Origin of the sequence: Streptomyces sp. NBC_00557, assembly GCF_036345995.1 — a bacterium.
In the GTDB taxonomy this organism is placed as follows: domain Bacteria; phylum Actinomycetota; class Actinomycetes; order Streptomycetales; family Streptomycetaceae; genus Streptomyces.
The window spans coordinates 709879-735557 of record NZ_CP107796.1 but is presented as its reverse complement, the minus strand read 5'-3'; the positions used below and the strand labels follow the sequence as shown (position 1 = coordinate 735557).

Annotated in this window: 25 protein-coding genes; 13 read left to right on the top strand and 12 right to left on the bottom strand. The window is 73.9% G+C overall.

What is annotated here, in order from left to right; translation table 11 throughout:
* Nucleotides 1–14: 14 nt before the first annotated feature.
* Together OG956_RS02630 and OG956_RS02625 are read right to left on the bottom strand one after the other, a co-directional pair.
* Nucleotides 15–980 (bottom strand): DUF1152 domain-containing protein, encoded by a 966-nt coding sequence (locus OG956_RS02630; RefSeq protein WP_330336285.1) that lies wholly within the window; start codon nt 978–980, stop codon nt 15–17.
* A 122-nt stretch (nt 981–1102) separates the two neighbouring features.
* Nucleotides 1103–2467, bottom strand: coding sequence for an FAD-dependent oxidoreductase (locus OG956_RS02625; protein WP_330336284.1), 1365 nt, complete (start codon nt 2465–2467; stop codon nt 1103–1105).
* Between the two features lie 203 nt (nt 2468–2670).
* Between OG956_RS02625 and OG956_RS02620 the strand changes: the two genes are divergently transcribed.
* On the top strand, nt 2671–3729 hold the full coding sequence (locus tag OG956_RS02620) for an NAD-dependent epimerase/dehydratase family protein (protein ID WP_330336283.1): 1059 nt from the start codon (nt 2671–2673) through the stop codon (nt 3727–3729).
* A 13-nt stretch (nt 3730–3742) separates the two neighbouring features.
* On the opposite strand, the gene OG956_RS02615 is transcribed toward OG956_RS02620, so the two are convergent.
* A complete protein-coding gene (locus OG956_RS02615) occupies nt 3743–5947 on the bottom strand; it encodes an NlpC/P60 family protein (RefSeq protein ID WP_330336282.1) in 2205 nt (734 codons plus the stop codon).
* 376 nt (nt 5948–6323) lie between these two features.
* Between OG956_RS02615 and OG956_RS02610 the strand changes: the two genes are divergently transcribed.
* Nucleotides 6324–8366, top strand: a complete 2043-nt coding sequence (locus OG956_RS02610) for a DUF1996 domain-containing protein (RefSeq protein WP_330342712.1) — start codon at nt 6324–6326, stop codon at nt 8364–8366.
* A gap of 112 nt (nt 8367–8478) precedes the next feature.
* Complete coding sequence (locus tag OG956_RS02605; RefSeq protein WP_330336281.1) at nt 8479–9111, top strand: GNAT family N-acetyltransferase; 633 nt, start codon at nt 8479–8481, stop codon at nt 9109–9111.
* A gap of 27 nt (nt 9112–9138) precedes the next feature.
* Here OG956_RS02605 and OG956_RS02600 read toward each other — a convergent pair whose 3' ends face one another.
* Together OG956_RS02600 and OG956_RS02595 are read right to left on the bottom strand one after the other, a co-directional pair.
* Nucleotides 9139–9831 carry a lipoprotein gene (locus OG956_RS02600; protein WP_330336280.1) on the bottom strand — a complete coding sequence of 231 codons (693 nt, stop codon included), beginning with the start codon at nt 9829–9831 and terminating at the stop codon, nt 9139–9141.
* Between the two features lie 78 nt (nt 9832–9909).
* On the bottom strand, nt 9910–10767 hold the full coding sequence (locus OG956_RS02595) for a GNAT family N-acetyltransferase (RefSeq protein WP_330336279.1): 858 nt from the start codon (nt 10765–10767) through the stop codon (nt 9910–9912).
* A 149-nt stretch (nt 10768–10916) separates the two neighbouring features.
* Here OG956_RS02595 and OG956_RS02590 point away from each other — a divergent pair, with 149 nt between their 5' ends.
* On the top strand, nt 10917–11411 hold the full coding sequence (locus tag OG956_RS02590) for a flavodoxin family protein (RefSeq protein WP_443065519.1): 495 nt from the start codon (nt 10917–10919) through the stop codon (nt 11409–11411).
* 166 nt (nt 11412–11577) lie between these two features.
* Here OG956_RS02590 and OG956_RS02585 read toward each other — a convergent pair whose 3' ends face one another.
* The 3 genes from OG956_RS02585 to OG956_RS02575 all read right to left on the bottom strand — a co-directional run bounded on the left by OG956_RS02585 (nt 11578) and on the right by OG956_RS02575 (nt 14056).
* Nucleotides 11578–12375: an SAM-dependent methyltransferase gene (locus tag OG956_RS02585; RefSeq protein WP_330336277.1), complete on the bottom strand. Its 798-nt coding sequence runs from the start codon at nt 12373–12375 to the stop codon at nt 11578–11580.
* Between the two features lie 36 nt (nt 12376–12411).
* Nucleotides 12412–13077 (bottom strand): GNAT family N-acetyltransferase, encoded by a 666-nt coding sequence (locus OG956_RS02580; RefSeq protein ID WP_330336276.1) that lies wholly within the window; start codon nt 13075–13077, stop codon nt 12412–12414.
* Nucleotides 13078–13516: 439 nt separating this feature from the next.
* On the bottom strand, nt 13517–14056 hold the full coding sequence (locus tag OG956_RS02575; protein ID WP_330336275.1) for an ATP-binding protein: 540 nt from the start codon (nt 14054–14056) through the stop codon (nt 13517–13519).
* A 961-nt stretch (nt 14057–15017) separates the two neighbouring features.
* Here OG956_RS02575 and OG956_RS02570 point away from each other — a divergent pair.
* The 4 genes from OG956_RS02570 to OG956_RS02555 all read left to right on the top strand — a co-directional run bounded on the left by OG956_RS02570 (nt 15018) and on the right by OG956_RS02555 (nt 18064).
* Nucleotides 15018–15893, top strand: coding sequence for a helix-turn-helix domain-containing protein (locus tag OG956_RS02570; protein WP_330336274.1), 876 nt, complete (start codon nt 15018–15020; stop codon nt 15891–15893).
* Between the two features lie 53 nt (nt 15894–15946).
* Nucleotides 15947–16762 (top strand): SAM-dependent methyltransferase, encoded by an 816-nt coding sequence (locus OG956_RS02565; protein WP_330336273.1) that lies wholly within the window; start codon nt 15947–15949, stop codon nt 16760–16762.
* Between the two features lie 134 nt (nt 16763–16896).
* Nucleotides 16897–17385 carry an SRPBCC domain-containing protein gene (locus tag OG956_RS02560; protein WP_330336272.1) on the top strand — a complete coding sequence of 163 codons (489 nt, stop codon included), beginning with the start codon at nt 16897–16899 and terminating at the stop codon, nt 17383–17385.
* Between the two features lie 178 nt (nt 17386–17563).
* The gene (locus OG956_RS02555; RefSeq protein WP_330336271.1) at nt 17564–18064 is read left to right on the top strand and encodes a hypothetical protein; all 501 of its coding nucleotides are present in this window, start codon (nt 17564–17566) and stop codon (nt 18062–18064) included.
* A 60-nt stretch (nt 18065–18124) separates the two neighbouring features.
* Here OG956_RS02555 and OG956_RS02550 read toward each other — a convergent pair whose 3' ends face one another.
* Entirely contained in the window at nt 18125–19186 is a 1062-nt protein-coding gene (locus OG956_RS02550) for a glycerophosphodiester phosphodiesterase family protein (RefSeq protein WP_330336270.1), read from the bottom strand.
* 469 nt (nt 19187–19655) lie between these two features.
* On the opposite strand from OG956_RS02550, the gene OG956_RS02545 reads away from it, so the two are divergent.
* The 3 genes from OG956_RS02545 to OG956_RS02535 are packed head-to-tail and all read left to right on the top strand — an operon-like array spanning nt 19656 to nt 21351.
* On the top strand, nt 19656–20336 hold the full coding sequence (locus OG956_RS02545; protein ID WP_330336269.1) for a hypothetical protein: 681 nt from the start codon (nt 19656–19658) through the stop codon (nt 20334–20336).
* The gene (locus tag OG956_RS02540) at nt 20333–20611 is read left to right on the top strand and encodes a BON domain-containing protein (protein ID WP_330336268.1); all 279 of its coding nucleotides are present in this window, start codon (nt 20333–20335) and stop codon (nt 20609–20611) included. Before OG956_RS02545 ends, OG956_RS02540 begins: the two co-directional genes overlap by 4 nt.
* Entirely contained in the window at nt 20608–21351 is a 744-nt protein-coding gene (locus tag OG956_RS02535) for a metallophosphoesterase family protein (protein ID WP_330336267.1), read from the top strand. The genes OG956_RS02540 and OG956_RS02535 overlap by 4 nt, the downstream gene beginning before the upstream one ends.
* A gap of 526 nt (nt 21352–21877) precedes the next feature.
* On the opposite strand, the gene OG956_RS02530 is transcribed toward OG956_RS02535, so the two are convergent.
* A complete protein-coding gene (locus OG956_RS02530) occupies nt 21878–23125 on the bottom strand; it encodes an MFS transporter (RefSeq protein ID WP_443065662.1) in 1248 nt (415 codons plus the stop codon).
* Nucleotides 23126–23513: 388 nt separating this feature from the next.
* On the opposite strand from OG956_RS02530, the gene OG956_RS02525 reads away from it, so the two are divergent.
* Nucleotides 23514–23849: a DUF6343 family protein gene (locus OG956_RS02525; protein ID WP_330336266.1), complete on the top strand. Its 336-nt coding sequence runs from the start codon at nt 23514–23516 to the stop codon at nt 23847–23849.
* A gap of 121 nt (nt 23850–23970) precedes the next feature.
* Here OG956_RS02525 and OG956_RS02520 read toward each other — a convergent pair whose 3' ends face one another.
* The gene (locus OG956_RS02520; protein ID WP_330336265.1) at nt 23971–24147 is read right to left on the bottom strand and encodes a hypothetical protein; all 177 of its coding nucleotides are present in this window, start codon (nt 24145–24147) and stop codon (nt 23971–23973) included.
* Here OG956_RS02520 and OG956_RS02515 point away from each other — a divergent pair.
* Nucleotides 24131–24463 (top strand): MFS transporter, encoded by a 333-nt coding sequence (locus tag OG956_RS02515; protein WP_330336264.1) that lies wholly within the window; start codon nt 24131–24133, stop codon nt 24461–24463. The two genes, OG956_RS02520 and OG956_RS02515, sit on opposite strands and share 17 nt — an antisense overlap.
* A 32-nt stretch (nt 24464–24495) precedes the next feature.
* Here the strand turns inward: OG956_RS02515 and OG956_RS02510 are convergent, their stop codons facing one another.
* A complete protein-coding gene (locus OG956_RS02510) occupies nt 24496–25485 on the bottom strand; it encodes an aldo/keto reductase (protein WP_330336263.1) in 990 nt (329 codons plus the stop codon).
* Between the last annotated feature and the right edge of the window lie 194 nt (nt 25486–25679).

Genomic DNA, 25679 nt, shown 5'->3' with positions numbered 1-25679 from the left:
AGCCCGTGCCGGACCTAGTGCGGGAACGCCCGGGGCGGGCGCTGACGGGGCAGCTCCTCGCGGAAGCCGGCGATGGCCGAGCTGATCTGGCGCATCAGGACGGTGTCCGACAGCCGGTCCAGGTAGAGGTTGGCGTCGGCCAGAGCGGGCAGGTCCACGCAGAAGTACAGGCTCATCAGCGGGTTGACGAACAGCTCGCTGTCCCGGGTGCGTTCGGTGAACCGCACGTCACCGAAGTCGCCGCGCACCGCGGCGGCGACGGATCCGTGCACGATGCTCGGGTGACCGGCGTGGCAGCGCTGGGCGTGGGCCACCGCGTCGAGGTAGGCGGCGCCCTCGGCGCTGTCCCGGGGAAGCGAGAACGCGCCCAGATAGCCGCCCGCGCGGTCCAGGGCGGCCAGGTTCTCCAGCGCCAGCGAGTGGTTGACGCCGTGATAGGCGTCCACCCCGAAACCCAGGCAGGCCACCAGCCGGTGCGGGACCTCCGCGAGACCCGCGACGGCGGCCAGGCTCGCCATGTCCTCCTCGGGCGTGCCGAGCCCGTGCTCGTCGCCCCGCATCAGGATGTCGGTCCCGCCGTCGACCAGCACCACCGCGTCCAGCCCGCCCAGGTGCCCGGCCAGTTCCCGGTAGGCGGCGCGCAGCGGCTCGACACCGGTGAGGGGAAAGGCGTACACGGTGTCCGGCAGCCCCTGCGCCCGGAGCCACTGCGCGAGCGAGCGCTCGGGGAAGTAGTCGCCGCGCTGCGGGGTGTCCGGGCGGACGGCGGCGACGTCCGGCGCCACCCAGTGGTCGGCGCCCAGGCCGTACAGGTCGGAGAAGGACAGGTTGGCCAGGTGCACCTCGCTTCCGGCGGACCGCAGGGCGAGCGCCAGGGGAAGCCCGGCGTAGACGTCGAAGCCGCCGCCCGCCCCGGCGACGAGGACGCGCCGGGCCCCGCGCAGACGGGTGAAGAACAGGGGCTCACGGAGGGAGGACACCGCTGGACCCTAACAGGGCCGGTTTCCGGGGCTCATCAGGGTTTCTTCCGGCGCCGCGCCGCCCTGCGCTCGGGGGCCGGCGCACCGGCGCCGGCCCCCTCATCGTCCCTGACGTGCGGGACTCACGCCCCGCTCTCGCGCAGCATGTCCTCACGCTCGACGATCTTCACGCGTTCGCGGCCCTGCGGCTCGCCGAGGGCGCGTTCGGCGGCGTCCAGCTTGTACCAGCCCTCCCAGGTGGTGAAGCGGACCTCGCGCTCGGCGAGGAAGGCGTCCACGGCCTCCGGCTCGGGCGCGGCCGGGGTGTGCAGCCGGCCGTTCGCGTAGTCGTCCAGCAGGTTGGCGACGGTCTCGTTGGCGTCGCCCTTGGTGTGGCCGATCAGGCCGACCGGGCCGCGCCGGATCCAGCCGGTGACATAGGTGGACTGCAGATGGGCGCCGCCCTCCTCGATGACCCGGCCGCCCTCGTCCGGGACGGTGCCCGACTCGATGTCCCAGGGGAGCTTGGGCAGCTTCTCGGAGAGGTAGCCGACCGCGCGGTAGACCGCCGTGACGTCCCAGTCCTTGAACTCGCCGGTGCCCTTGACGTTGCCGGTGCCGTCCAGGGCGGTGCGCTCGGTGCGCAGTCCGACGACCTTGCCGTCCTCGCCGAGGATCTCCACGGGGGACTCGAAGAAGTGCAGGAACAGCTTGTGCGGACGGTCGCCGGCATCGCGGATCGCCCAGTTCTCCAGCGTCTTGGCGACCATGTCGGCCTGCTTGTTGCCGCGCCGGGTCTCGATCGAGCCCTCGTCGTAGTCGATGTCCTCGGGGTCGACGATGACCTCGATGTTCGGCGAGTGGTCCAGCTCGCGCAGCTCCATCGGGCTGAACTTCGCCTGGGCGGGGCCACGCCGGCCGAAGACGTGGATCTCCACCGCCTTGTTGGCCTTCAGGCCGTCGTAGACGTTCGGCGGGATCTCGGTCGGCAGCAGTTCGTCCGCGGTCTTGGCGAGGATCCGGGCCACGTCGAGCGCGACGTTGCCGACGCCGAGCACCGCGACCTTCTCGGCCTGCAGCGGCCAGGTGCGGGACACGTCCGGGTGGCCGTCGTACCACGAGACGAACTCGGCGGCGCCGTGGGAGCCGTCCAGGTCGATGCCGGGAATCGGCAGCTCGCGGTCGGCCGTCGCGCCGGTGGAGAAGATCACCGCGTCGTAGAAGGCGCGCAGGTCGTCCAGACTGATGTCGGTCGGGTAGTCGACGTTGCCGAACAGCCGGATCTGCGGCTTGTCGAGGACCTGGTGCAGGGCGGTGACGATGCCCTTGATGCGCGGGTGGTCGGGCGCGACGCCGTACCGGATCAGGCCGAACGGGGCGGGCATCCGCTCGAAGAGGTCGATGGACACGCCGGGGTCGGCGGCCACCTCGGACTTGAGCAGGGCGTCGGCGGCGTAGATCCCGGCGGGGCCGGCTCCGACGATGGCTACCCGCAGGGGGCGCGGCATGATCAGGTTCCCTTCGCGTCTGATGGGCGGCTCTGATCGGGAAGCCTAAACTAAGGGTGACCTAACTCGGTATGCGGGTCGGGTCTATGACCTCATAAGTGGATCTTATGGCTGGGCCAGGCCTGCCTCATCCCCTGTCCTCGGTGTTCCGCCGCAGCGGCGCGATGCGCGACCCTGTCCTCCTGGCGTGAGAGGGGGCGGGCGTGGGCGCGGACACGAGGACGGCCGTGGCGGTGACCGGCGGCAGCGGATTCGTCGGCAGTCATCTGGTACGACGCCTGCTGGAGCGGGGTTATCCGGTACACGCCACCGTGCGCGACAGGGCCGACGCGCCGAAGGTCCGGCCGCTGTGGGAACTGCAGGAGGCGTTTCCCGGCCGACTGGAGCTGTTCGAGGCGGACTTGCTGAAGTCCGGCGTCTTCGACGCCGCGTTCCGCGGCTGCTCGGTCGTCTTCCATGTGGCCTCGCCGTTCCTGATGCCGGAGCAGATCAGGGACGGCCGGCGGGACGTCGTGGACCCGGCGCTGCTGGGCACCCGCAACGTCCTGGGGGCGATCGAGCGGACCCCCGAGGTGCGGACGCTCGTCCTCACCTCCACCGTGGGCGCCGTCTTCGGCACGTACGCCGACGTGCTCGCGATGGACGGTCAGGTTCTCTCCGAGCGGTACTTCAACACCACCAGCACCGTCGAGGACAACCCCTACCACTACGCCAAGACGCTGGCCGAACGCGCCGCCTGGCGGGCCGAGTCGGCGCAGGACCGCTGGCGCATGGTGTCGGTCAACCCCGGGCTGATCCTGGGACCTTCCTTCACGCCGGCCTCCGGTTCCGGCAGCCTGTTCCTGCTGGACGAGCTGTTCCAGGGGTACTTCTGGTACGGCGCCCCGGACTTCAGCTTCACCACGGCGGACGTCCGGGACGTCGCCGACGCGCACATCGCCGCCGCCGAGAACCCGGCGGCGCACGGGCGGTACATCGTGGCCGCCGAGACCATGACGTCGTTCCACGAGATGGCCCGCGTCATCCTCGCCCACCACCCCCGCGATCCACGCCTGCCGCGCACCAGGCTGCCGCACTGGCCGGTCCGCGTCCTGGGCCCCGCCTTCGGCCTCACCCAGGACTACATCCGCAAGCACCTGGGCATCCGCTTCCGCGTCGACAACAGCCGCAGTGTCCGCGAACTCGGCCTGACCTACCGTCCGTTGGAGGAGACCCTGCTCGACCACTACGAGAGCCGGCGCGCCCGCCGGCGGCGCGGCTGACCCGTCCCGGGCCTCACGCGGGCCGCACGATCCGGTGGATCGCCGACTCGCCGGCGCCGTAGATCGACTCCTCGCGTATCGACGCCCCCGGGCCCGGCGCGTGCACCATCATCCCGCCGCCGGTGTAAAGGCCCACATGCCGGTCGTCGTCGAAGAAGAGCACCAGGTCACCGGGCTCGATCCCGGCGAGGGTGACAGGGGCGCCGGCGAGCGCCTGCCGGTACGCGGCCCGTGGCAACTCGACCCCGGCGGCCCGCCAGGCTGCCTGGGTGAGGCTGGAGCAGTCGTACGAGTCCGGCCCGGTCGCACCCCACACACACGGCTTCCCGATCTGCGCCCGGGCGAACGCGATGGCCTTGGCGGCCCGCGCGGCCCGGGGCGAACCGGCGACGGGGTGCAGGGAGCCGGTGCCGGTCATGGAAGCCATGGCGTCCGGCGCGGTGGTCCAGGGCTCCGGCGCGGGAGACTCCGCCCACTGCGACCCGGGCCACTGCCCGGCCGCGGGGGCGGCGGGTACGGCGGCTGGGGGTGGCGTGCCGGTCGCGGAGGCCGGCGGTACCGCTGTGAACGGAGGGGGCGGTGGGGCCATGACCGATGCCGGGGGCGCTGCCGCGACCGGTGCCGCTGCCGGTGCGGATGCCGGTGGTGCGGGCGCGGGGGCCGGTTCTGCGACCGTGAACGGAGGGGGCGGCGGGGCCATGGCGGGGGAGCCGCCCGTGTCCGGCGCGGGTGGTGCGGCCGTGGCGGTAACCGGGCCGGGCGTTGCCGCCGTGAAGCTCGGTGAGGACGTAACCGACGCGGGCGGTACGTCCGTCCCCGGTGCCGGTGCCGGTGCCGGGGACGCGGTCATGGACCGGGGCGGCTCGGCGGCCGTGACGGACGCGGCGTGGGCGGCCGCCGTGGAGGTGGTCAGTCGGGCGGTGTACCGCGAGAGCACGTCGCTCGCGGCGGCGAGCTTGCGCTGGTTGGCCGCCTTCGAAGCGCCGGGGGAGGTGCGGCCCGACCGGGCGACACCGGGGAACGGACTCGGCCCCTGGGCCGGGGTTCCCTGGGCGTCGGAGAGGGCGGTCACCGGGAGCACGGCGGTCTCGGCAGGACCGAGACCGGCCACTCGCGCCCCACCCAGGGCTCCGGACACCGCCGCACCCGGGTCGACCGTCAACCCTGTGCCCAAGCCCGCCGGTTGAGCGGTATCGAGGCCGGCCGGCAGTCCGGTGTCCAGGCCCCCCGGACCCGAGCTGCCCAGGCCGGACGGAAGTCCCGTACTCAGGCCGGTTGGGTCCGCCGTACCGAGGCCGGCGGGCAGTACGGTGTCCAAGCCCCCCGGTTCCGACGTACCCAGGCCGGACGGCAGTCCCGCACCCGGACCGGCGGCATTCACCGTTCCCGGACCCCCCGACTGCAGCGGCCCGAGTCCCGCCGGCTCCACCGGCCCGAGCCCCGCCGGTACGCCCCCGGCGAGCGGAGCCGTAAGGGCTGCCGAGCCGGTCGGAGCCATCAAGCCTGCCGAACCGGTCGGGGCCATCAAGCCTGCCGAACCGGCCGCAGCCGTCAGGGCCCCTGGACCGGCCGGGGCCGTCAGGGCTCCTGGACCGGCCGGGGTCGCCTGGCCGGCCGGGGCCGTCAGGGCTGCCGGCCCCGGCGGCTGGACGCCCCCGGTGCCCCAGGTACCTCCGTCGCCCCCGCCACCTCGGACCTCGCCGATCGGCCCGGAGAAGTCACCTGCCCCGCCCGGGAGTTCGGGGCGCCGTGGACCGGGAAGTGCCGCTCGGGCGCTTTCGCGGGCGGCGAGGGCCAGGCTCTCCGGGTCCGTGGGCCGGCCGGCCGTCAGCTCGGCCACCGTACGCTCGGCGGCCCGCTCCAGGGCCTCGGTGCGGCGCGCTGCCAGGCCCGGGGCGTCCGGTGTGCCGCCCCACCGGTCCCGGCCGCGCCGCTCGGCCGGCGGGGCGTCGGGGAGCCGGTCCGCGGGGAGCACGGCGGGTACGGTCGGGCCGAGCTTGGCACGGGCCGCCTCGAACCACTGCCGGGCGACCTCGTCGAGAGCGGGATCCGGCCGCCGCCGCTTGGCGAGCGGAACTCCCCGCGAGCGCTTCACCGAGGCCATGGCCCGGGTCGCGTTGTAGTTCCCGGTCGCGTTCTCGGCCTGGTCGTAAAGGGAGTCGATCCGTTGCCGTACCTCGTCCCGTCCCGGTACTCCGTCGCGGCTCTCCGGCGCCATGGAAGACACGCTCCTTCCTTGCCCCGCAGGGCAGTTGGGCCGTTGCGTCCGGTCCCTCACCTGCCGGGCGGCCTCGCGTCAACCTAGCCAAGGTGTGTGGCTCATGTGAAGGTTGAGAGGCGAAATGTCCGATACCTTTTTGTGATGTTCGCGACGGCGGTCGAAGGGGAAGGGGCGGGACCCGCGGTTTCCTGTGAGGTGCCGGTGAATTCGCGAGGGCGTTGAACACATCGGCCCGGCCGTCCGTATGAGCCCGGGGAGTTCCACGCCCGACCGACGCACCGGCGCACACACCACACAGGGGACGACCTTGGCACGCAACAAGCGCAGACGCCCGACCCGCGCACGACGCGCGACCTTCGCAGCGGTCGCCCTGATGCTGGGCGGAGGCGGGCTCGTCGCGGCGAACGTCTACGCCTCCGCGACCGAGTCCTGGGGCGACGGATCCGGCACGAACGGAACCGGCCACGTCCTGTCCACCGGCATGCCCACGATCGACTGCCCGGATGTCGGCACCCGGCTGACCGCCGTACCCGAGGCGGCCCGATCCGACGTGGACCGTGAACTCGCCCTGCTGGACCGGCAGACGGCCGACGCCTACCGGCAGCTCCAGCAGTCGGGCTGGACGGCCGGCCAGGACTCCGGCTCGGTCGACGACACCATCATGAAGCCGCTCGAGGAGAAGCGGGCCGGGTCGATCGCGCGGATCGCGGACGCCGTCGACCGGGCGGGGGAGCGCCCGCAGGGCCTGGACGCCCTCGCCGGCTGCACCCTGCGCCCCGGAGACGACGCAGGCGCCCAGGCGACGGCCGCCCCGTCCGGCGGCTCCCCGGCCACCGCCTCTCCGTCCGGATCCGCCCCGCCGAACGGCGCCGGGCAGGGCGGCAACGGGCCCGTCGCCTCCGACTACGCGGACATCACCTCGGTGCAGCCCGATGTGCCGAGCCCGCCGCAGCAGGCCGACGCCTCGCGCGGCAGCTTCACCTCCGAGTGCGGAGTCAACGCGAACGGACTGCGCAACTCCGACAACGTCATCGTCGCCCCCGGCGTCTCCAACGGCGCCCACCACTTCCACGACTACGTCGGCAACCAGGGCAACAGCGCCTTCGCTAGCGACGACGACCTGGCGAAGGCCGGGACGAGCTGCGTCGACCAGGGCGACAGGTCCACGTACTACTGGCCGGTGCTGCGCCTGCAGGACGGCACGCAGGAGCGGGACGCCGGATCCCCCGGCGGCGGCACGGAGGGCAACGCGGGCCGGATCGTCACCCCCAAGCAGGTCACCCTGACCTTCGTCGGCAACCCGCGCGGCAAGGTCACCGCCATGCCCCGCTTCCTGCGCATCATCACCGGCGACGCCAAGGCCTTCGTCAACGGGCCCGCCAACGCCAACGCGTCCTGGAGCTGCACTGGTTACGAGGACCGGCAGCTGAAGGACAAGTACCCGCTGTGCCCGCAGGGCAGCGACGTGGTGCGCACCTTCCGCTTCCAGAGCTGCTGGGACGGCCGCAACACCGACAGCGCCAACCACCGCACGCATGTGGCCTTCACCGCCCCCGACGGCTCCTGCCCGGCCGGCTTCCAGCCGATTCCGCAGCTGGTGCAGCGCCTCGTCTACGACGTCCGGGCGCCGAGCCTGCAGGACGGCGGCCGGACGGTCCCGCTGTTCGCCGTCGACTCCTTCCCCGAGCAGCTGCACAAGCCCGTCACCGACCACGGCGACTTCATCAACGTCTTCGACGAGGACCTGATGCGCCACATGGTCGACTGCATCAACTCCGGCCGTGTGTGCGGCCCCGACGGTGACGGCTCGGGTGCGACCGCGTCGCCCACGCCGGGCTCCGGCTCCGGTACGACGGCCGACCCGGGCTCCGGCTCCGGTACCACGGCCGCCCCGGGCGGCGGTGCGACCGAGCAGCCCACCTCCTCCGCCACCTCCGGCTCGGCCCCGACGGCTTCCCAGCTCCCGCGGACCGACGCGACCACCACACCCCACCGCACGGCCGCACCGACCCGCACGGCCGCACCGACCCGCACGTCCGCACCGACCCGCACGACCGGGCAGCACCACCGCACCACCCAGCCGGACCAGGGCAACGGACAAGACCACGGCACCGAGCAGGGCCACGGCACCCTGAGCGACCGCACCGCCCAGCCCGAGCGGTCCACCGGCCCCGCCCGCCCGGTGTCCACGTCCTCGCCCGCTCCGCCCCGGCAGTCGCCGCAGGCCGAGCCCAGCCGGTCCGCGTCCGGCCAGGCCGGCGCCGTCGGGAACGTCCCGCCCGCACAGCCCCAGGCGCAGGGGACACAGGGCGCGCTCGCGGAGACCGGGTCGCATCTGTGGCCCGCGGCGCTCGGCACCCTGCTCGCGCTGTCCGGCCTGGTCATGCTGCTCCGGGCCAGGCGCCTGCGGTACTGACCGTCTCCGCCGCGGCGGCCCGCTCCACCAGCGGGCCGCCGCTTGCCCGGCAGGGAACGAGCGACGGCCGGACGGCTTGTGGGAGCGCTCCCAAGGGGTTCAGGATGAGCCCATGCCTTCTCCGTCTCCCACCCCGGCCATCCGCCCGTACCGTCCCGCCGACCGCGACGCGGTGGCCGACGTCTGCGTCCGCACCGCGCACAACGGCGGCGACTCCCGGGCCCTGTACCCCGACCAGCGCCTGATGCCCGCGCTCTTCGCCGAGCCGTACTGCCGCTTCGACCCGGACCTCGCCTTCGTGCTGGACGACGGCACGGGACGGGCCGTGGGCTACATCGTCGGCACCGCGGACACCGAACGCTTCGTCAAGGACTTCCGGCACAGCTGGATCCCCCTGCTCGCCGACCGCTGTCCGGAGCCCGTGGAGCCGCCCCGCACGCCCACCGAGGAGATGATCCGCCTTCTGCACCACCCGGAGCGCATGCTCGTGCCCGAACTCGCCGGCCACCCCGCCCATCTGCACATCGACCTGCTGCCGCCGTGGCAGGGGCAGGGCCACGGCCGGCGGCTGATGCACACCTTCCTGAACGCCCTGCGCGACCAGGGAGTTCAGGCCGTCCACCTCGGCATGGTCACCGTCAACACCGCCGCCCGCGTCTTCTACGACCGGCTCGGCTTCGAGGAGATACCGGTCGCGGACGCCGGTCCCCTCACCTATCTGGGCCGGTCCACGACCGTGGACTGAGGCGCCGCGGGCGGCCGTTCGCGGTCCTCAGCCCAACCGGAGGGTGCGCTTGGCCAGTTCGTACGCCGGCCGCATCGCCTCGTGCTCCTCGGTGTCCATGCCGCCGAGGTGCAGGACGACCGGGCCGTCGGGTGTGCCGACGGCCAGCGCCGTCTCCTTCTTCGTCTCGCCCAGGAGCTTGCTGGTGCAGAGGTACTCCACCTCCACGCCCTTCAGGCCGCCGCCGGTCCTGACGGAGCGGTACGCCGCCTTGCCGGCGCCGTCCTCGGCGGCGACGAACTGCCGCAGCACCGTGCCCGGACCGGGGGTGCCCGCCTTGCCGGTCCACACGCGCAGGAACCCGATGTGCCCCGCCGGCTTGGCGTCGATCTCGCAGGCCGCGGTGACCGGGCCCTGGTGCAGCAGGGAGTCGGCGACGGCGGCGCTCGGGTCGTCGCCGGAGCCCTTCGACGCCTTCGACTGCTCCGCCCCGGCGTCGATCGCCCTGGCCTTCCAGTGCGCCGCCACGTCGAAACGGACGGGCAGCGCGCAGTCCGAGCCGGCCGCGCCGACCGAACCGCCCCTCACCGCCGCCGACTCGGCTTCGCTCGTGTCGGACGGGGTCGCGCCGGCCGCGCCCTTCCCGTCGTCGGCCGCCGACCCCGCGCACCCGCCGAGCAGCGTGGCGAGCGCCACCGCCACAGCCGCTCCCCGCCCCGCGAACCCCACTCCGACCCGCACGTCCTGCCCCCTCCTGTTCAGGGGCGCAACTGTAACCGAGGGCACGGACGACGCCGCGGGGACATCCGCACGGTCCGGTCAGCCGGTGGTGAGGGCCTTGCCGTAGACCGTGGAACTGCGCCGGACCGTCATGCCCAGGCGCTCGTACAGCGGGAGGGCGCCGGTGCCGGAGTGGGTCCACAGGGTGCAGACAGGCCTGCCGAGGCGGTGGAAGGTGCGGAACGCCTCATGCAGCAGCAGGCGGGCGATGCCCCGGTCGCGCTGGTCGCGCCGTACCGCGACCCGTTCGACGTAGCCCTCGTCACGGCCGGGGGCGTCCAGCGACAGCACCGCCCCCACCAGCTGGTCGCCGGCGAAGGCCAGCGGTGACGCCGCCGGCAGGAACGCGGCGCGCTCGACGGTGTGCCGCGCCCATTCCGGGTAGCTCTTGCGCCGCCGCTGCCACTCGTCGAACGCGTCCTCGGTGAGCCGGTACGCGGCCTGCTCGTCGCCGGGCCGGAACGGCCGTACGGCGATGCCCTCCGGGGGATCGGGCACCTCGGGTTCGCCGGGCAGCGCGATCTCCAGCAGCCACTCGGTGACCATCCGGGAGTATCCGCCGGCCCGCAGCAGCGCGGTCGCGGCGTGATCGGCGTCGGCGACGGTCTGCGCGAGCCGGTCGCCGCCCGCCTGCCGGGCCCGCGCCTCGGTCCAGGCGAGCAGGGCGCCGCCGAGGCCGCGGCCCCGGTGCCCGGGGTGCACGACGACCCGGGCACGCCGCCCCTTCACCCAGCCGTAGCCGGCCACGGCTCCGCCGTCGGCGTGCACGAGCAGCGTGTCGTGCTCCGGCCGTACGCCGGGCAGGGTCAGCTCGGCGGCGATGCGGTCGGCGCCGGTCGTGACGCGGCCGTGCAGCGCGCGCTCGTACGCGGCGACCAGGCCGTGGATGGCGTCCACGTCGGCACCGGTCGCGGGCCGGCACCGGTAGCCGGCCGGCGGCGGAGGGCGGAGGCCGGACTCGCGTGCACCCGCCCCTGTCACGGCATCCCCTCCCGTTCTCGCGTGCACACTCCCTACCCGGCGGCACCGCCCGCCACGCCCGCCGTTTGCGGGGTACGGCGGCGGCACGGCAGGGTGCGGGTGTGGCTACCTTGCTGATCGTCCATCACACCCCGTCGCCCAACTGCCAGGCCCTGTTCGAGGCCGCCGTCGCCGGCGCCACCGCGCCGGAGATCGAGGGCGTCGGCGTCGTCCGCCGCGCGGCCCTGTCCGCGACCGCCTCCGACGTCCTGGAGGCCGACGGCTATCTGCTCGGCACACCGGCGAACCTGGGGTACATGTCCGGCGCGCTGAAGCACTTCTTCGACCAGGTCTACTACCCCTGCCTGGACGAGACCCGGGGCCGCCCGTTCGGCTACTACGTGCACGGCGGCAACGACGTCACCGGCGCCGTCCGCGCCATCGAGGCCGTCACCACCGGCCTCGGCTGGCGCCGTGCGGCGAACCCGGTCACCGTCACCGGCGAGCCCGGCAAAGCCGACACGGAGGCGTGCTGGGAACTCGGGGCCACCATCGCGGCGGGGCTGATGCCCGGCGCGTGAGCGCGAGCACGGGGGAGGCGGCGCCCGGCCGGCCGAGGTCTTCCGCCTTCAGCGCCGACGGCCTCGGTCGGCACACGGCAGCCGCGGACCGGGCGGCCGGTCCCCGCCGACGCACTGCTGCGGCCGCACGCCGAGCCGCCGGTTCCGGCCGACGCGGCCCGCGCCCTCACGGCTTGCGGGCCACCCCGACGTACACCGGCTGCTCGTGACCGACCCGCATCCCCGGCTCGGGGCGCCACCGCGTCGCCGGTACGACACCCGGCTCGCACAGCTCCAGGCCGGCGAAGAACCGGCGCACCTCGGCGTGCGAGCGCGCCCGGACCCGGGTGCCGCCGGAGCGGTACACGGCGGCGATGCGCTCCCACACCTCCGGGTCGAACTCGGCGCCGACATGCGAGAGCATCAGCCAACTGCCGGACGCCAGCGGCTCCGTGAGGGCCCGTACGACGCCGTACGGATCCTCCTCGTCGGCGACGAACGGCAGCAGCGCGATCAGTGACAGGCCCACCGGCCGGGTGAGGTCCAGATGCTCGCGCGCGTACGCGACGATCCGCTCCGGCTCGCGGACATCGGCGTGCAGATAGGAGGTACGACCCTCGGGCGTGCCCTGCAGCAGGGCTTCGGCGTGCCGCAGCACGATCGGGTCGTTGTCGGCGTACACCACCCGGGCGCTCGGTGTGACCTCCTGCGCGATCTGGTGCAGGTTCGGCTCGGTGGGGATCCCGGTGCCCACGTCCAGGAACTGGTCGACCCCCTCGCGGGCGACGAAACGGACGGCCCGGTTCATGAACTCGCGGTTCGCCCAGGCCGTGTCCTTGACGTCCGGGAACAGCTCCAGCACCTTGTTCGCGGCCTCGGCGTCGACGGGGTAGTGGTCCTTGCCGTCCAGGAACCAGTCGTACATCCGCGCGGGATGCGGCTTGCCGGTGTCGATCCGCTCCGGGCTGAATCCGGTGTCTGTCACGTCGGCTCTCCAACAAGGGCTCGGACGGGTGGGGGGTCAGCGGCAGCGGGAGGCGGCCGGGCTGTCGTGCCGGTGCCAGACGGTCTCGACCACGCGGCCGTCGGGCAGGGTGTGCCGGGGCGGCCCCTCGGCCCGCACGAAACCGGCCCGGGCCAGGGCCCGCCGGCTCGCGGTGTTCCCGGGCTCGGCGCCGGCCCGTACCGTGGCCAGCCCGGCATGGGCGTGCGCGAGGGCCGCGCCCGCGCGGAACAGCTCCGCGCCCAGGCCCTGGCCGCGGCAGGCCGGTGCCAGCCAGCCGCCCATCTCGCCCGTGCGCGGCTCCAGTTCGAGGGCGCCCGCATAGCAGAGGTCCGACCTGCGGACACAGACGAGCAGCAGGGGGTCGTCCGGGCCGGGCACATACGGCCGGGCCAGCTTCCGGGGCACCCGGCGCCCGTCCTCACCGGCCGGCCGCCAGGCCAGCAGGGCCCTGCGGACGCCGGGGTCGGGCAGGACCTCGTCCGCCTGGGTGCCGAGCCAGCGCTGCGCCTCGGCGTCGGCGCAGGCGGCGAGCGCCGCCGCCACGTCCAGTCGGATGCGGGGCGTGAACAGCAGCAGGCGTTCGGTGGCCAGGACATGCCGGCCGGCCTCGGGCCCGCACCGCCCGGGCACGGGCAGCACGGCCGGCGCGGCCCGCCTCCGGCGGATCACCGACCAGCCCATGCACACCCCCGACGCAGCCGACGCCCGGCGGCCACGGACTCCGTGCCCCGGCCGGATGCGGACCACCCGCACCGCCGGCGAATCTACCCGGGTCCGGGAGCCGGCCGGGGTGTGGTGAGGGGCGTTTTCGGCCGGAGAGGGGGGAGGGGAGAGGAGTGGTGCGGGGTGGGGCGGGGTGGGGCCGGGATCGGCGCCCGGATGCCGGTCGGTCGTGGGTGAGTCCGGTCCGTTGCGGGGTTCCGGCGGGCAGGGGGCTTGGCGGCCGGTGCCGGGGGAGCGCGCCTGTCAGCCGTCCTGTTCCTCGGAGCCGGGCTTGGGGTGGGTGCGGGTCCAGGAGGGGTCGGCGGCCGGTGCGGGGGTGGGGGTGATGTGGTGCATGGGGATCCTTCGGACTAGTTCGGACTGGTGGGGACGGTCCGGCAGTCGGTGGGGGGCCGTGTCAGCCGGGGCCGGTGGGGAGCTCCGCCCAGACGATTCCGCCGGGCCGGCCGCCGACCGGGCTCACGCCCCAGTCGCGGCTGAGCGTGTCGACCAGGAACAGCCCCCGCCCGTGCTGGTCCTCCGGGCCGGGGTGGCGCACCGCCGGCAGCACCGGGCCGCCTGCCTGGTCCTCGACCTCGATGCGTAGCCGGTCCGCCGTACGGCGCAGTCGGCAGGCGATCCGCGTACCGGCCGCGTGCACGAGGGCGTTCGTGACCAGCTCGGAGGTCACCAGAACCGCGTCGTCCCGGGCGCCTTCCGGCACGTCCCAGGCGGTCAGCAGGTCGCGGACGACCCGTCGGGCGGTGCCGACGGCCGCCGGGCGGGCCGGCAGGTCGAACGCGGCGGAGCGGCGCGGCGCGGGCCCGGAGGCGGGTCGGCCGGCGCCGACGGGCCCAGCGAGCCGACCGAGGTGCTCGCCTCCGGGCGGTATCAGGACACCGGCCGGGACCGACGGCCCGCACGGCTGCCACACGGCGTCCGCACCGGAGCGCGGCATGTCCTCGCCGCCGGCCCCAGTCCGGCCCGCCGCGTCCGCCGCTCCCGTGCGCGGGTGTGGTCCTTGAGCGGTGTCTGCGCACTGGTCGGGCGTGTACCCGTCTCTCGTGCACTGGTGTGGTCCTTGAGCGGTGTCTGCGCACTGGTCGGGCGTGTACCCGTCTCTCGTGCACTGGTGTGGTTCTTGAGCGGTGTCTGCGCACCGGTCGGGCGCGTCCCGGTCTCCTGCGTACCGGTGTGGTCCCTGAGCGGTGTCCCCGCACCGGTCGGGCGTGTCCGCCGCTCCTGCGTACCGGTGAGGTCGGTCCTCGGGGCCCGCCGGCCGTACTCCTGGGCCTGACTCGTCCGCGGCCTCGTGCTCCGGGCCCGTGCCGCCCGGAGCGGCGCCCGGCCGGACCACGGGAGCCGCAGCCCGGACCGGCCGGGCAGCGGGCGGATGCGGAGGGTCCGCGGTGTCTGCGCCGCCGGGACGGGCCCCGGGCCGGGGTGGTGCGGAATCCGGGGGAGCGGGCGGGCCGTCCGCGGGGACCGGTAGCCGGTGCGGGCGTGGGAACGCCGGCAGGGGTAACGGGGCCGGCGGCGGTTCGGCGGAGCCGGGGGGCTCGGCCGGGTGGGGCAGGGGTCGAGGGAGGGAGGGCGGAGCCATCGCCGTGCGCCTTTCGTCCGGCCTCGTGCGGGGGGTGTCCGGTGTCGGGCCGGCCGCTCGCGCAGCAGACGACGCACCGCCTCCCGACGAGGCCTGGTGCGGCCGAGGTCTCCCCCAACCCGGCCGGGCCGCCTGCTCCTTGGGCCGACCGGAGCAGTTCGTCCACTGTGGCACCCGCCAAGAACCCTCCGCAACCTGCAAGTTGAAATTTGCAGGCAGCGAAGTGCATGCTGCTTCGGGCCGGAACGTGATCGAAGGGGCCGGGGAAGCGATCGTGTGCGACCGTGTCCTGTGACCTGTCGAGGGGGGTGGGGGCGTGACCGCGGAGACCGACTGGGGCGGCGCCCCCTCCGTGCTGCGCATGATCCTCGGCCGGCAGCTGGAGGAACTGCGCACCCGGGCCGGCCTCAGCTACGCCGAGGCGGGCGCCGCCATCGGGGTCAGCCACTCCACGATCCGCCGCATGGAGGCCGCCAAGGTGGCCCGGCTCAGACTCGCGGACGCCGAGAAGCTGCTCCAGGTGTACGGCGTCACCGACCAGGACGAGATCGACACCTTCCTGAAGTCCGTGCGCGAGGCCAACAAACGCGGCTGGTGGCACACCTACCGCGATGTGATGCCCGACTGGTTCGCCGCGTATCTCAGCCTGGAACAGGCCGCGTTGCAGATCCGCGCGTACGAGAACCAGTTCGTGCACGGCCTGCTGCAGACCGAGGACTACGCCCGCGCCCTGCTCGGCGCGGACAGCCCGCACGCCTCCGCCGAGGCCACCGAACGCCGGGTCGCGCTGCGCATGCGCCGCCAGGAGCTGCTGACCCGTCCGGCGCCGCCGCGGGTGTGGGTGGTGATGGACGAGACCGTGCTGCGCTGGCCGGTCGGCGGCGCCGCGGTGATGCGGGCGCAGATCGACCATCTGATCGAGGTCAGCCGGCTGGCCCATGTCACCGTGCAGATCATGCCGTTCGCCAACGGCCCGCACCCGGCGCTGCGGGCGGGCGCCTGCCACCTCTTCCGGTTCCGGGCCCGCGAACTGCCCGACATCGTGTACCTCAGCGGCCTGGTCGGGGCCGTCTACCTCGACAAGGCCGACGACGTCGTGGTCTACCGGGAGGCGCTGGACCGGCTCGGCGCCCAGGCCGCGCCCGCCCGGAGGACCGAGGCCCTGCTCGGCGCGATCCGCAAGGAGCTGTGACCCACCAGTTCGTACGCAAGCCCCCACCCCCGACCCGAATGGGAGACACGGCGTTGCCCGACAACGGATGGCCGGCCGACCGCATCGACACCGAGAACGCCCACTCGGCGCGCATCTACGACTACATCCTCGGCGGCAAGGACTACTACCCCGCCGACAAGGAGGCCGGCGACGCCATGGCCCGCGAATGGCCCGCGCTCCCGGTCCACATGCGCGCCAACCGCGACTGGATGAACCGCGCCGTGCGCTGGCTCGCCGAGGAGGCGGGTATGCGCCAGTTCCTGGACATCGGCACGGGCATCCCGACCTCCCCCAACCTGCACGAGATCGCGCAGGCCGTGGCCCCCGAGTCGCGGGTCGTCTACGTCGACAACGACCCGATCGTGCTCACCCTCTCCCAGGGCCTGCTGGCCAGCGCGCCCGAGGGCCGGACGGCGTACCTGGAGGCCGACTTCCGTGACCCGGCGGCCATCCTCGGCGCCCCCGAGCTGCGCGAGACCCTCGACCTGAGCCGGCCCGTCGCCCTGACCGTCATCGCGATCGTCCACTTCATGCTGGACGAGGACGACGCGGTCGGCGTCGTACGGCGGCTGCTGGAGCCGCTGGCCTCCGGCAGCTATCTCGCGATGTCCATCGGCACCGCCGATTTCGCGCCCGAGGAGGTCGGCCGGGTCGCCCGCGAGTACGCGGCCCGGAACATGCCGATGCGGCTGCGCACCCTTGAGGAGGCCCACGAGTTCTTCGAGGGGCTCGAACTGGTCGAGCCGGGCATCGTCCAGGTGCACAAGTGGCACCCCGACGGCACCGGCGAGGCCGGCATCCGGGACGAGGACATCGCGATGTACGGCGCGGTCGCCCGCAAACCCTGACGGGCCGGCCCCCCCGCGCGGCCGCCCGACGGCCCCGCCGGACCCGGGGCCGGGGTCCGACCCACCTCCCGGACCCCGGCCCCGACCCCTTCGCACGGCGGGACGGACCGCTCGCCGCCCGCTAGCGTGAGCCCATGTACGCCACCCGAGTCTCCCGGCGGATCCAGGCGCCTCCGCACGCCGTGTACCAGGTCCTGACCGACGCCGACGCGATCGCCGCCTGGCGCGTCCCGGCCGGCATGACCGCCCGCGTGCACACCTTCGACCTCCGGGAGGGCGGCGCCTTCCGGGTCTCCCTCACCTACGACGACGCATCCGCCACCGGCAAGTCGGGCGGGGCCACGGACACCTACCGCGGTCACTTCGCCCGGCTTGTGCCCGGCGCGCTGGTGGTGGAGGTGCTGGAGTTCGAGACCGGCGACGACGCCGTGCGCGGCACCATGACCATGACGACCCGGCTCACCGCGGCCGGCGACGGCGGCACGGACGTGGAGATCCTGCACGAGGGCGTCCCCGACGCCGTCCCCCGCGAGGACAACGAACGCGGCGCCCGGATGGCCCTCGACAACCTCGCCCGGCTCGTCGAGGAGACGGCGGGCCGCCGGGCGTCCGGCGCCGAATGACCGAAAGAGCGCGGAAACCCGACCGGAATCCGGCGCAACCGTCCGGCTGTCTCGTGTTCGGCGAACGGAAGGGGAAAAAGGCAGGGGAAAGCGGAACCACGGCAAGGGAATTGAGGTCTTAAGGTCCGCCGACGGCCGGGATCAGCCCGGTCGTACAGAAAACGGGGGAATGAGACGTATGTCCGTCCGCAACCGCACCACCCTGATCACCGCCGTGGCCCTCACCGGCGGCCTGACCCTGGCCGCCGTGACGCCCGCCCTCGCGGGCGCCGGGGCGGACCGGACCACCCGCGCCGCCGCCGTGTCCTCCGCCCAGGGCGACCCGCGCAACGTCTCCCAGCACGTGGCCGACTTCTACGGCGCCTACATCGACGCCGTCTGGTCCGTCGACGACAAGTCCGCCGGCGACGCCGCCAAGGCGCTGCGCGCCTTCTACCTCTCCGCCGCCGCGCAGAAGAGGGTCGCCGCCTTCGAGAAGAAGGAGCACGCCGACGGCATCCTGTTCGCGCAGAACGTGCCCGTGAAGTGGAAGGTCGCCTACACCGGCTCCGGCGCGGGGCACGCCACCAGCCGGGTCACCCTTACCTGGAGCGACGGCGCGCATGCCGAGGTCAGCCGGATCGACGTGCAGTCCGACCTGAAGACCCTGAAGATCACCGACCTCAAGCAGGTCCGCTGACCGGGGGCGTGCGGTCCCGCCCCGCCCCACTCGGGGCGGGGCTCACGCCCGCCGTGCCGGTCAGGGGCGCCCGTGCGGGGCGTAGGACCGGGGCAGCGGCATCCCGCGGCCGGCCATGATCTGCCGTACGCGGTCCGGGTAGTCGGTGATGACGCCGTCGACGCCCATGTCCATCAGCGCCTCCACGGTCGCCGGGTCGTCACAGGTCCACGGGACCACCTTCAGCCCGCGGGCGTGCGCCTCGGCGACCATCGCCGCGTCCGAGTAGAAGCGGAAGCCCGGGTCGCCGACCTTGCCGGTCTGGGGGAAGCCGTAGTTGGGGGAGAGGGTGGTCACGCCCGGAACGGTGGCGGCGGCCTTCACGAAGTCACCGCCGTAGTCGTCGGCGTCGATCCCGCCGAGCCACGGGGAGGCGCCGGGCCGGCCGACCTCGAGGAAGTCGTAGTTGGTCAGCGCGACCAGCGGCCACCTCGGCGCGAGACGGTGCATCACCTTCAGCGCGCCCCAGTCGAACGACTCGATGGTGACCTGCCGTTCGATGCCCGAGCGGTGGATCTCCTCGTACACCCGCCGCACGAACACCTCCCGCGGCGCGGTCTGCTCCGGCGCCCCCGCCTCGACCTTGGTCTCGATGTTCAGCTTCACGCCCCAGGCGTGGTAGCGCTTGACCAGGTCCAGCACGTCCTTCAGCTCCGCCATCCGGAAGCCCTTGACGACCTCCTGCTCGGGAAATCCGGGAAGCTGCTGGTAGCCGCAGTCCAGTGTCTTGATCTGGGCCAGCGTCAGGTCCTTGATGTATTTGCCGACATAGGGATACAGCGGGTCGCCGGGCGTCACCGGACCGGTGTCCTCGCACTTGACGCCGCTGATCTGCCGGTCGTGGTTGACGACGACCTTCAGGTCCTTCGTGATCTGGGTGTCCAGCTCCAGTGTGGACACCCCGAGCCGCATCGCCTTGCCGAAGCCCTCCAGCGACTCCTCGGTCGTCATGCCGAGACCGCCGCGGTGCGCCTGGAGGTCGAAGCGGGCCGGGTGCCCGCCGCCGGGCGCGGCCTGGGCGGCGGCCGGGAAGATCAGCGCCGGCACCAGGGCCAGGCCGGCGAGCAGGTGTCGTACGGACATGGGAACCTCCCTGTCGGGGCCCGGAGATTCTCACAACGGCCGTGCCCGAGGGCCACCCGGGCAACTGAACATTGGCGCAAAGGCAGTTGAACACGGCGGCCGTGACCGCACCGCGGGCGGCACCTGCCCGTGCTCCGCGGCCCGGCGAAAGATCCGCACCAGGGGAGTGCGCACCGGGTGTGGTCTGCATGTCCACGACCGTCATCAGCACGCTGTCCACGAGCGTGACCAGGACGATGTCCACGACCGTGACCAGCACGATGGGCATGCCTGTGGTCAGCACGGTGGGCACGGCCGCGAGCAGCAGCTGCGCGTGTGCCGACCGCCACCGGCCCGGCCGCGGGGGGCGCACCGGGCATGCGAGTGACGCTCCCCGTGCGCGGTGTCGGTGCGGTCGCGCCGGGTACCCGTACGACTCCCCGGATCAGAACCGGCCGATCCGGGAGCCGGGCCGCGAAACGGAGACACCATGACGCACAACGGGGAGGGTGCCGCCCCTGCCGGGCGGCCGGAGGTCACCGAGCTCCGCCTCGCCGCGGAGCCGGACCCCCCTGCCGTGTCCGGGAGCCAGCCGGAGCTGCCGCAGGACCGCAGCCAGGCGATCCTGGAGGCCGCCAAGGAGATCGGCGCCCTGCTCAAACGCGCGGGCCATCGCTTCGCGCTCGCCGGCAGCGTGGCCGTGTACGCCCACGGCGGGAGCCGTTACCTCCAGCACGACGCCGATTTCTGCGTGCTGCCCGAGGACGCCGAGGCGGTCGCCGCCACCCTGCGCGAGGCCGGCCTGCCCATCCGGACCCCGCCCGAGGACTGGCTGCTGAAGACCACCTGCCGCGGACAGAACGTCGACATCATCTTCGCCCTCGCGCACCAGCCCGTCACCGAGGACATGCTCGAGCGCGCGCATGTGCTGCCGGTCGACTCGGTGCTGATGCCCGTGCTCGCCCCGACCGATCTGATCCACAGCCTGATCAGCGCCTTTTCCGAGCACTACTGCGACTTCGGGGCCGTGCTGCCCGTCGCCCGTGCCGTCCGCGAGAAGGTCGACTGGAACGCGGTGCGCGCGGCCTGCGGCGACCAGCCCATGCCGGCCGCCTTCCTCTTCCTGCTCGAACGGCTGAACGTGATCGAACCCCAGGAGGGGCAGCCATGACCGACACGAGCCCGCCGCCCCCGTCGGCGGGCGGCACCCTTGACTACCGCGTCGCCCACCTCGCCGAGCACCTGGCCGCCGGGGACCTCGGCGAACTCGGCATACGGGTGGAGCTGCGCGGCGAGGCCGTCCTGCTGACCGGCACCGTGCCGTCCGGCCAGTGCCGGGACGAGATCTGCCACATGGCCCGCGAGGAACTGGCGGGGCACCCCGTCCACTGCGACATCCTCGTCGCCGGAACCTCCTCGCCCGACCACGGAGAGGACCTGACATGATCCGCGTCGCGGCCGTCGGGGACATCCACATGAGCCCCGCGAGCCAGGGCACCCTGCGCCCCTCGTTCGAGACGCTGCCCGGGTGCGCCGACGTCCTGCTGCTCGCCGGGGACCTCACCCGGCACGGCACACCGGAGGAGACCGCGGTCGTCGCACGGGAGATCAAGGACCTCGGGGTGCCCGTCGTCGCCGTACTCGGCAACCACGACCACCACGACGAACGCCCGGAGGAGGTCACCGCGATCCTGCGGGACGCCGGAGCGCACGTCCTGGAGGGCGAGGCCGCCGTCGTCACCGCCGGCGAGGCACGGATCGGAGTGGCCGGAACCAAGGGCTTCGGCGGCGGATTCGTCGGACGCTGCGCCGGGGAGTTCGGCGAACCCCTCATGAAGGAGTTCGTCCGCTACACCCGCCGGTGCGCCGACTCCCTGCACGCCGCGCTCAAGGAGCTGGCCGACCAGGACTGCGACGTCCGCATCGCCCTGACCCACTTCTCGCCGGTGCCGGACACCCTGGCGGGCGAGCCGCCGGAGATCTATCCCTTCCTCGGCAGCTATCTGCTCGCCGAGGCCATCGACACCGCCGGTGCGGACCTCGCCGTGCACGGCCACGCCCACGCCGGCAGCGAACACGGCATGACCAGCGGCGGAATCCGGGTCCGCAACGTCGCCCAGCCCGTCATCGGGCAGGCCTTCCACGTCTACCACCTGCCGGGACGCGAGCAGCACACGGAGGCGTGAGCCCACGCCCACACCGGCCGGCCGGGTCGAGGATCCTCCTGCCCGCCGCGGCTGACGCGGGGCGCCGTGCCGCGGGTCAGGGCCGACCGCCGGCGCCCTGCCGTCTGCGCCGCGACGTTCCAGGCCCCTACCGGCCGGCGGCCGCACTGCGGACGGCTTGCCACCCCCCGCGCCCACGCTCCGTCCCCCACCGGCTGGGCGGCCGAGTCCGGGGAGGGCTGATCGGCCACGCGCCGCCGCCCCGAGCCCGCCAAGGCCTGCCGGCCGGGCGACAGCCTTTGGGGGCTTCGCACCGGCCAGGCGGCCGTGCCCGGGGTGGACGGTCGGCCGGGCGGAGGTCCCGGCGGCTTCGCACTGGCCGGGTGGCTGTGCTGGGGAGGGCCTGCCGGTCGGGCGGGAGCCCTTGCTGGCTCCGCTCCTGCCAGGTGACCGTGCTCGTGCTCGGGAAGGCCTGTCGGTCGGGCGGCAGCCCCTGTGGCTTCGCACTGGCCAGGTGGCCGTGCTCGGGCTCGGGAGGCGCTGGCGGTCAGGCCGCCGTGCTCAGTGCCTCCCGGCCGGTGACGTCGCCGTCCCGGGCGGTCACGACCGGCGGCAGGAGGCCGTCGCGCCGGCGGAGCAGCAGGCCTGCGCCGATCGACCCGGCGATGAGCAGCCCGCCGGTGACCAGGGCGCCGCGGGCGCCGGCCCACTCCATCAGCAGGCCCAGCAGGGGCGGTCCGCCCAGGCCCCACACCGTGCCGATGGTGCTCCACACGCCGAGCACCCGGCCGCGCAGGTGCGCCGGCGGATCGGTCTGCAGGACGGCCGTGCCGGCGGTGTCGGAGACGGACTCCACCACGGCCATGGGCAGCACCAGCACCATCAGGACGGCCAGCGAGGGCGACAGGCCCGCGACGACCTGGAGGAGCGCGCCGCCCGCCGCGAGCAGTCCCACGGTCCGCACCGAAGGACTGCGCAGCCGGGCGCCGAGGACCGCGCCGATGATGCCGCCGACGGCCAGCACCGTGGAGACGGTGCCGAACGAGCCGGCGCCCCCCGCGAGCGGCCCGGTGACGAGGACCGCGAGGGTGAGGCCGTAGTTGCGGCCGAAGACGGAGCTGATCCCGGTGATCCCGGCGAGGGCCACCAGCCGGGGCCGGCGCACGAAGAACCGCAGCCCCTCCCGGATGCTCATCTCCGCGGCCGCCGGGACCATCCGCGCCGTGGTGGCCGGCCCGGCCCCGGCGCCGTGCACGGGCCGCAGGAACGGCACGACCGACGCCACGAACAGGAACGACAGCCCGTTGGCGGCGTACGCGGCGGCCGTGCCGAGGAGGCCCACGGCCACACCGGCGAGCGCGGTGCCGGCCAGCCGCCCCGCGCTGTGCACGAGGGCGCCCACGCCGATCGCCGACGGCACGTCCTCCCGGGGTACGAGGTCGTTGCCGAGCAGCGCACAGGCGGGGCCGTCGACGGTGGCGATGACGCCGGTGACGGCGGCCAGCGCCAGCAGCGCCGTCATGTCGATCCGGTCGAACGCCACCAGCAGCGCCGTGGTGAAGGCGACCGCGCCGAGCAGCGTCTGGCTCACCGCGACCGTCAGCTTCCGCGGCCAGCGGTCCACGGCCGTGCCGCCCAGCAGGCTCACGAACAGCGCGGGCGCCGCCTGAACGGAGATCGACAGGCCGGTCGCCGCGGCGGAGTGCGTGATGTGCAGCACGAGCAGGTTCTGCACGGTGAGCTGCATCCACGTGCCGGCGTTCGAGACGAGGTTCGCCACCGACCACCAGCGCATGCCGCGGTGGCGCAGCGACCGCCACGGGGAGCGCGAGGCGGCCGCGGGGGCGGGCACGGGCACGGGCACGGGTGTGGGCAGGGCAGGGGGAGCAGACACAGGGGGGTACTCGGCAACCAGGGGTGGTGAGAGTGACCGGCGGAACCCGTCGGGCCGGCTTCGCTGCGCGGCCGGGCCGCCCGGTCAGGGCGCCGACCATGGTGGCAGACGGGAGGGCACAGTCGTCGCCAGGGCATTCGCCGGCCGGCTGCCGGGAAAGCCAACGTGCCGTGCGCGTACGTCATTTGGCCGACGGGTGTGGTTCCTCACAGACCCAGGTTTGCCGCACACGAGTCCGGCTACGCGGTGGGCGGCGGAGCATGACGCCCCGCGGCGGAAGGAGGCCTCCATGCGTGACGAACGCCACGGACGCACGGCGGTGCCCGAGTCCCGGTCACGCCCGGGTGCGTTCGGTCACCGCTTCCCGCGCACCGGCACCGAACCGGCCACCGCGCGCAGCGCACTGCGGCTGCGCCGGCTGCTGTCCGCCGTGTTCCTGCCCGTGTTCGCCGCGGCGACCGCCGGCTTCGCCCTCTGGGCGTCCCGCTCCGGCCCCGGCGACAGCCCGGGCAGCGGCCCGCTCACCGTCCTCGCGGCGGTGTGCGGCGTCCTCGCGCTGGGCGCGGCGCTGGACCTCGTGATCGTGAGCAGGCGCAGAAGGCGGGAGCGGCAGGAACGAGGGTGACGGGCCACGCGGCGGGTCCGGGGCGGCACCCGCACTGGGGCGGGCGCCGCCCCGGACAGCTCTCGTACGGCGGTCACGGCCGCGCGCGCCCAGTCGCCGTCCGCGGGCGGCGGCACCCGCATCACCCGCGCCGCAGGCCCCGGTCGGTGACGACGACGGCGCGGCGGTGACCGGTGTCCGCGATCAGGCCGGGGAGCAGATCGATCCGGCCGGGGCCGAACTCGACACGGCAGACGGTGTCCAGGCTCAGCGGGGCGAGTGCCGCGCTCGCGCTGGTCGCGGTGTGGCCGACGTCCACGCCGGTCGTCGTCGGCGGCTTCCTCTTCTTCGTCTTCCTCAACGCCGCCTCCAGCGTGCTGACCGCCGTCTACCCGCTGGAGGTGTTCCCGACCTCGCTGCGCGCCACCGGCGTCGGCTTCGCCACCGCCATGAGCCGGGTCGGCGCCGCCATCGGCACCTTCCTGCTGCCGATGGGCCTCGACCACTACGGCGCCCGTTTCGTGCTCCTGGTGGGCGCCGGAGTCCTGGCGGTGGGCGGCCTGGTCTCCCACTTCCTGGCGCCGGAGACGACCGGCCTCGACCTGGCGGACGCGGCACGCGCCCCGGCGCCGTGAAGACCGCCGGACGTTCCGGCCCCCCAGGGCACTCAGCGGTTGACGGCCCGCATCCCGGCCTCGTCGTACCGCTCACCCGCCGCTGCGGGCAGCTCGGCGTCGATGCGGGCCAGGTCCTCCTTGGTCAGCTCGATGCCGACCGCGGCGGCGTTCTGCTCCAGGTAGGTCCGCCGCTTCGTGCCCGGGATCGGCACCAGGTCCTCGCCCTGGGCCAGCACCCACGCGATGGCCAGCTGGGCCGGCGTCACGTCCTTCTCCGCCGCGATCTCCTTCACCTTGGCCGCGAGGCGCAGGTTCGCCTCCAGATTGGCGTCGGTGAAGCGCGGGTTGTGGCGCCGGAAGTCGTTCTCGTCCAGCTCCTCCGGCGAGGTGAAGCGGCCCGCGAGGAAGCCGCGGCCGAGCGGGGAGTACGGCACGAAACCGATGCCCAGTTCCCGGCACGCGGGCAGCACCTCGGCCTCCACGTCCCGCGTCCACAGCGAGTACTCGCTCTGCACGGCGGTGATCGGGTGCACGGCGTGCGCCCGCCGGATGGTCTCCGCGCTCGCCTCGCTCAGCCCGATGTGCCGCACCTTGCCCTCGGCGACCAGCTCGCCCAGCGCGCCGACCGTCTCCTCGATCGGCACGTTCGGATCGACACGGTGCTGGTAGTACAGGTCGATGTGGTCGGTGCCCAGCCGCTGCAGCGAGCCGTGGATGGACGCGCGGACGTGCTCGGCCGAACCGTCCTGCCGGCCGATCGTGCTCATGTCGCCCGGTACGGCGTCGTCCATCCGGTAGTTGAACTTGGTGGCGATCACGTACTCGTCGCGGTGCCCCCGGATCGCCTCGCCGACCAGCGACTCGTTGGTCAGCGGGCCGTACACCTGCGCGGTGTCCAGGAAGTTCACGCCCAGTTCGAGGGCCCGCCGGATGGTCGCGATGCCCTCCTCCCGGTCGGCGGAGCCGTAGAAGGCGGACATGCCCATGCATCCGAGGCCGATGGCCGATACCTCAAGGTCCCGCAGACTGCGCTTCTGCATGTGATGTCCCAGCCTTTCCGCGTACACGAACGTCGTCCCGTACGGCGCGGATCCGCACCCGTCGCCGTACGTCTGCGACGCTACGAGTTGGAGCGCTCTCCAAGTCAAGCAACGCTCCGCACGCGGCCGGGAAACCAGCCGCACCGGCCGTCGGGACAGGGCGTTGCGGGTGACGGCCGCCGCTTCGGGGAACC

Bases quoted from the DNA above. Each gene is read 5' to 3' on its own strand.
- OG956_RS02625 (WP_330336284.1), bottom strand. From the start codon at position 2,467: ATGCCGCGCCCCCTGCGGGTAGCCATCGTCGGAGCCGGCCCCGCCGGG.
- OG956_RS02615 (WP_330336282.1), bottom strand. From the start codon at position 5,947: ATGGCGCCGGAGAGCCGCGACGGAGTACCGGGACGGGACGAGGTACGG.
- OG956_RS02610 (WP_330342712.1), top strand. From the start codon at position 6,324: ATGCTGGGCGGAGGCGGGCTCGTCGCGGCGAACGTCTACGCCTCCGCG.
- OG956_RS02605 (WP_330336281.1), top strand. From the start codon at position 8,479: ATGCCTTCTCCGTCTCCCACCCCGGCCATCCGCCCGTACCGTCCCGCC.
- OG956_RS02580 (WP_330336276.1), bottom strand. From the start codon at position 13,077: ATGGGCTGGTCGGTGATCCGCCGGAGGCGGGCCGCGCCGGCCGTGCTG.
- OG956_RS02575 (WP_330336275.1), bottom strand. From the start codon at position 14,056: ATGCCGCGCTCCGGTGCGGACGCCGTGTGGCAGCCGTGCGGGCCGTCG.
- OG956_RS02560 (WP_330336272.1), top strand. From the start codon at position 16,897: ATGTACGCCACCCGAGTCTCCCGGCGGATCCAGGCGCCTCCGCACGCC.
- OG956_RS02555 (WP_330336271.1), top strand. From the start codon at position 17,564: ATGTCCGTCCGCAACCGCACCACCCTGATCACCGCCGTGGCCCTCACC.
- OG956_RS02550 (WP_330336270.1), bottom strand. From the start codon at position 19,186: ATGTCCGTACGACACCTGCTCGCCGGCCTGGCCCTGGTGCCGGCGCTG.
- OG956_RS02545 (WP_330336269.1), top strand. From the start codon at position 19,656: ATGACGCACAACGGGGAGGGTGCCGCCCCTGCCGGGCGGCCGGAGGTC.
- OG956_RS02540 (WP_330336268.1), top strand. From the start codon at position 20,333: ATGACCGACACGAGCCCGCCGCCCCCGTCGGCGGGCGGCACCCTTGAC.
- OG956_RS02535 (WP_330336267.1), top strand. From the start codon at position 20,608: ATGATCCGCGTCGCGGCCGTCGGGGACATCCACATGAGCCCCGCGAGC.
- OG956_RS02530 (WP_443065662.1), bottom strand. From the start codon at position 23,125: ATGCGCTGGTGGTCGGTGGCGAACCTCGTCTCGAACGCCGGCACGTGG.
- OG956_RS02525 (WP_330336266.1), top strand. From the start codon at position 23,514: ATGCGTGACGAACGCCACGGACGCACGGCGGTGCCCGAGTCCCGGTCA.
- OG956_RS02510 (WP_330336263.1), bottom strand. From the start codon at position 25,485: ATGCAGAAGCGCAGTCTGCGGGACCTTGAGGTATCGGCCATCGGCCTC.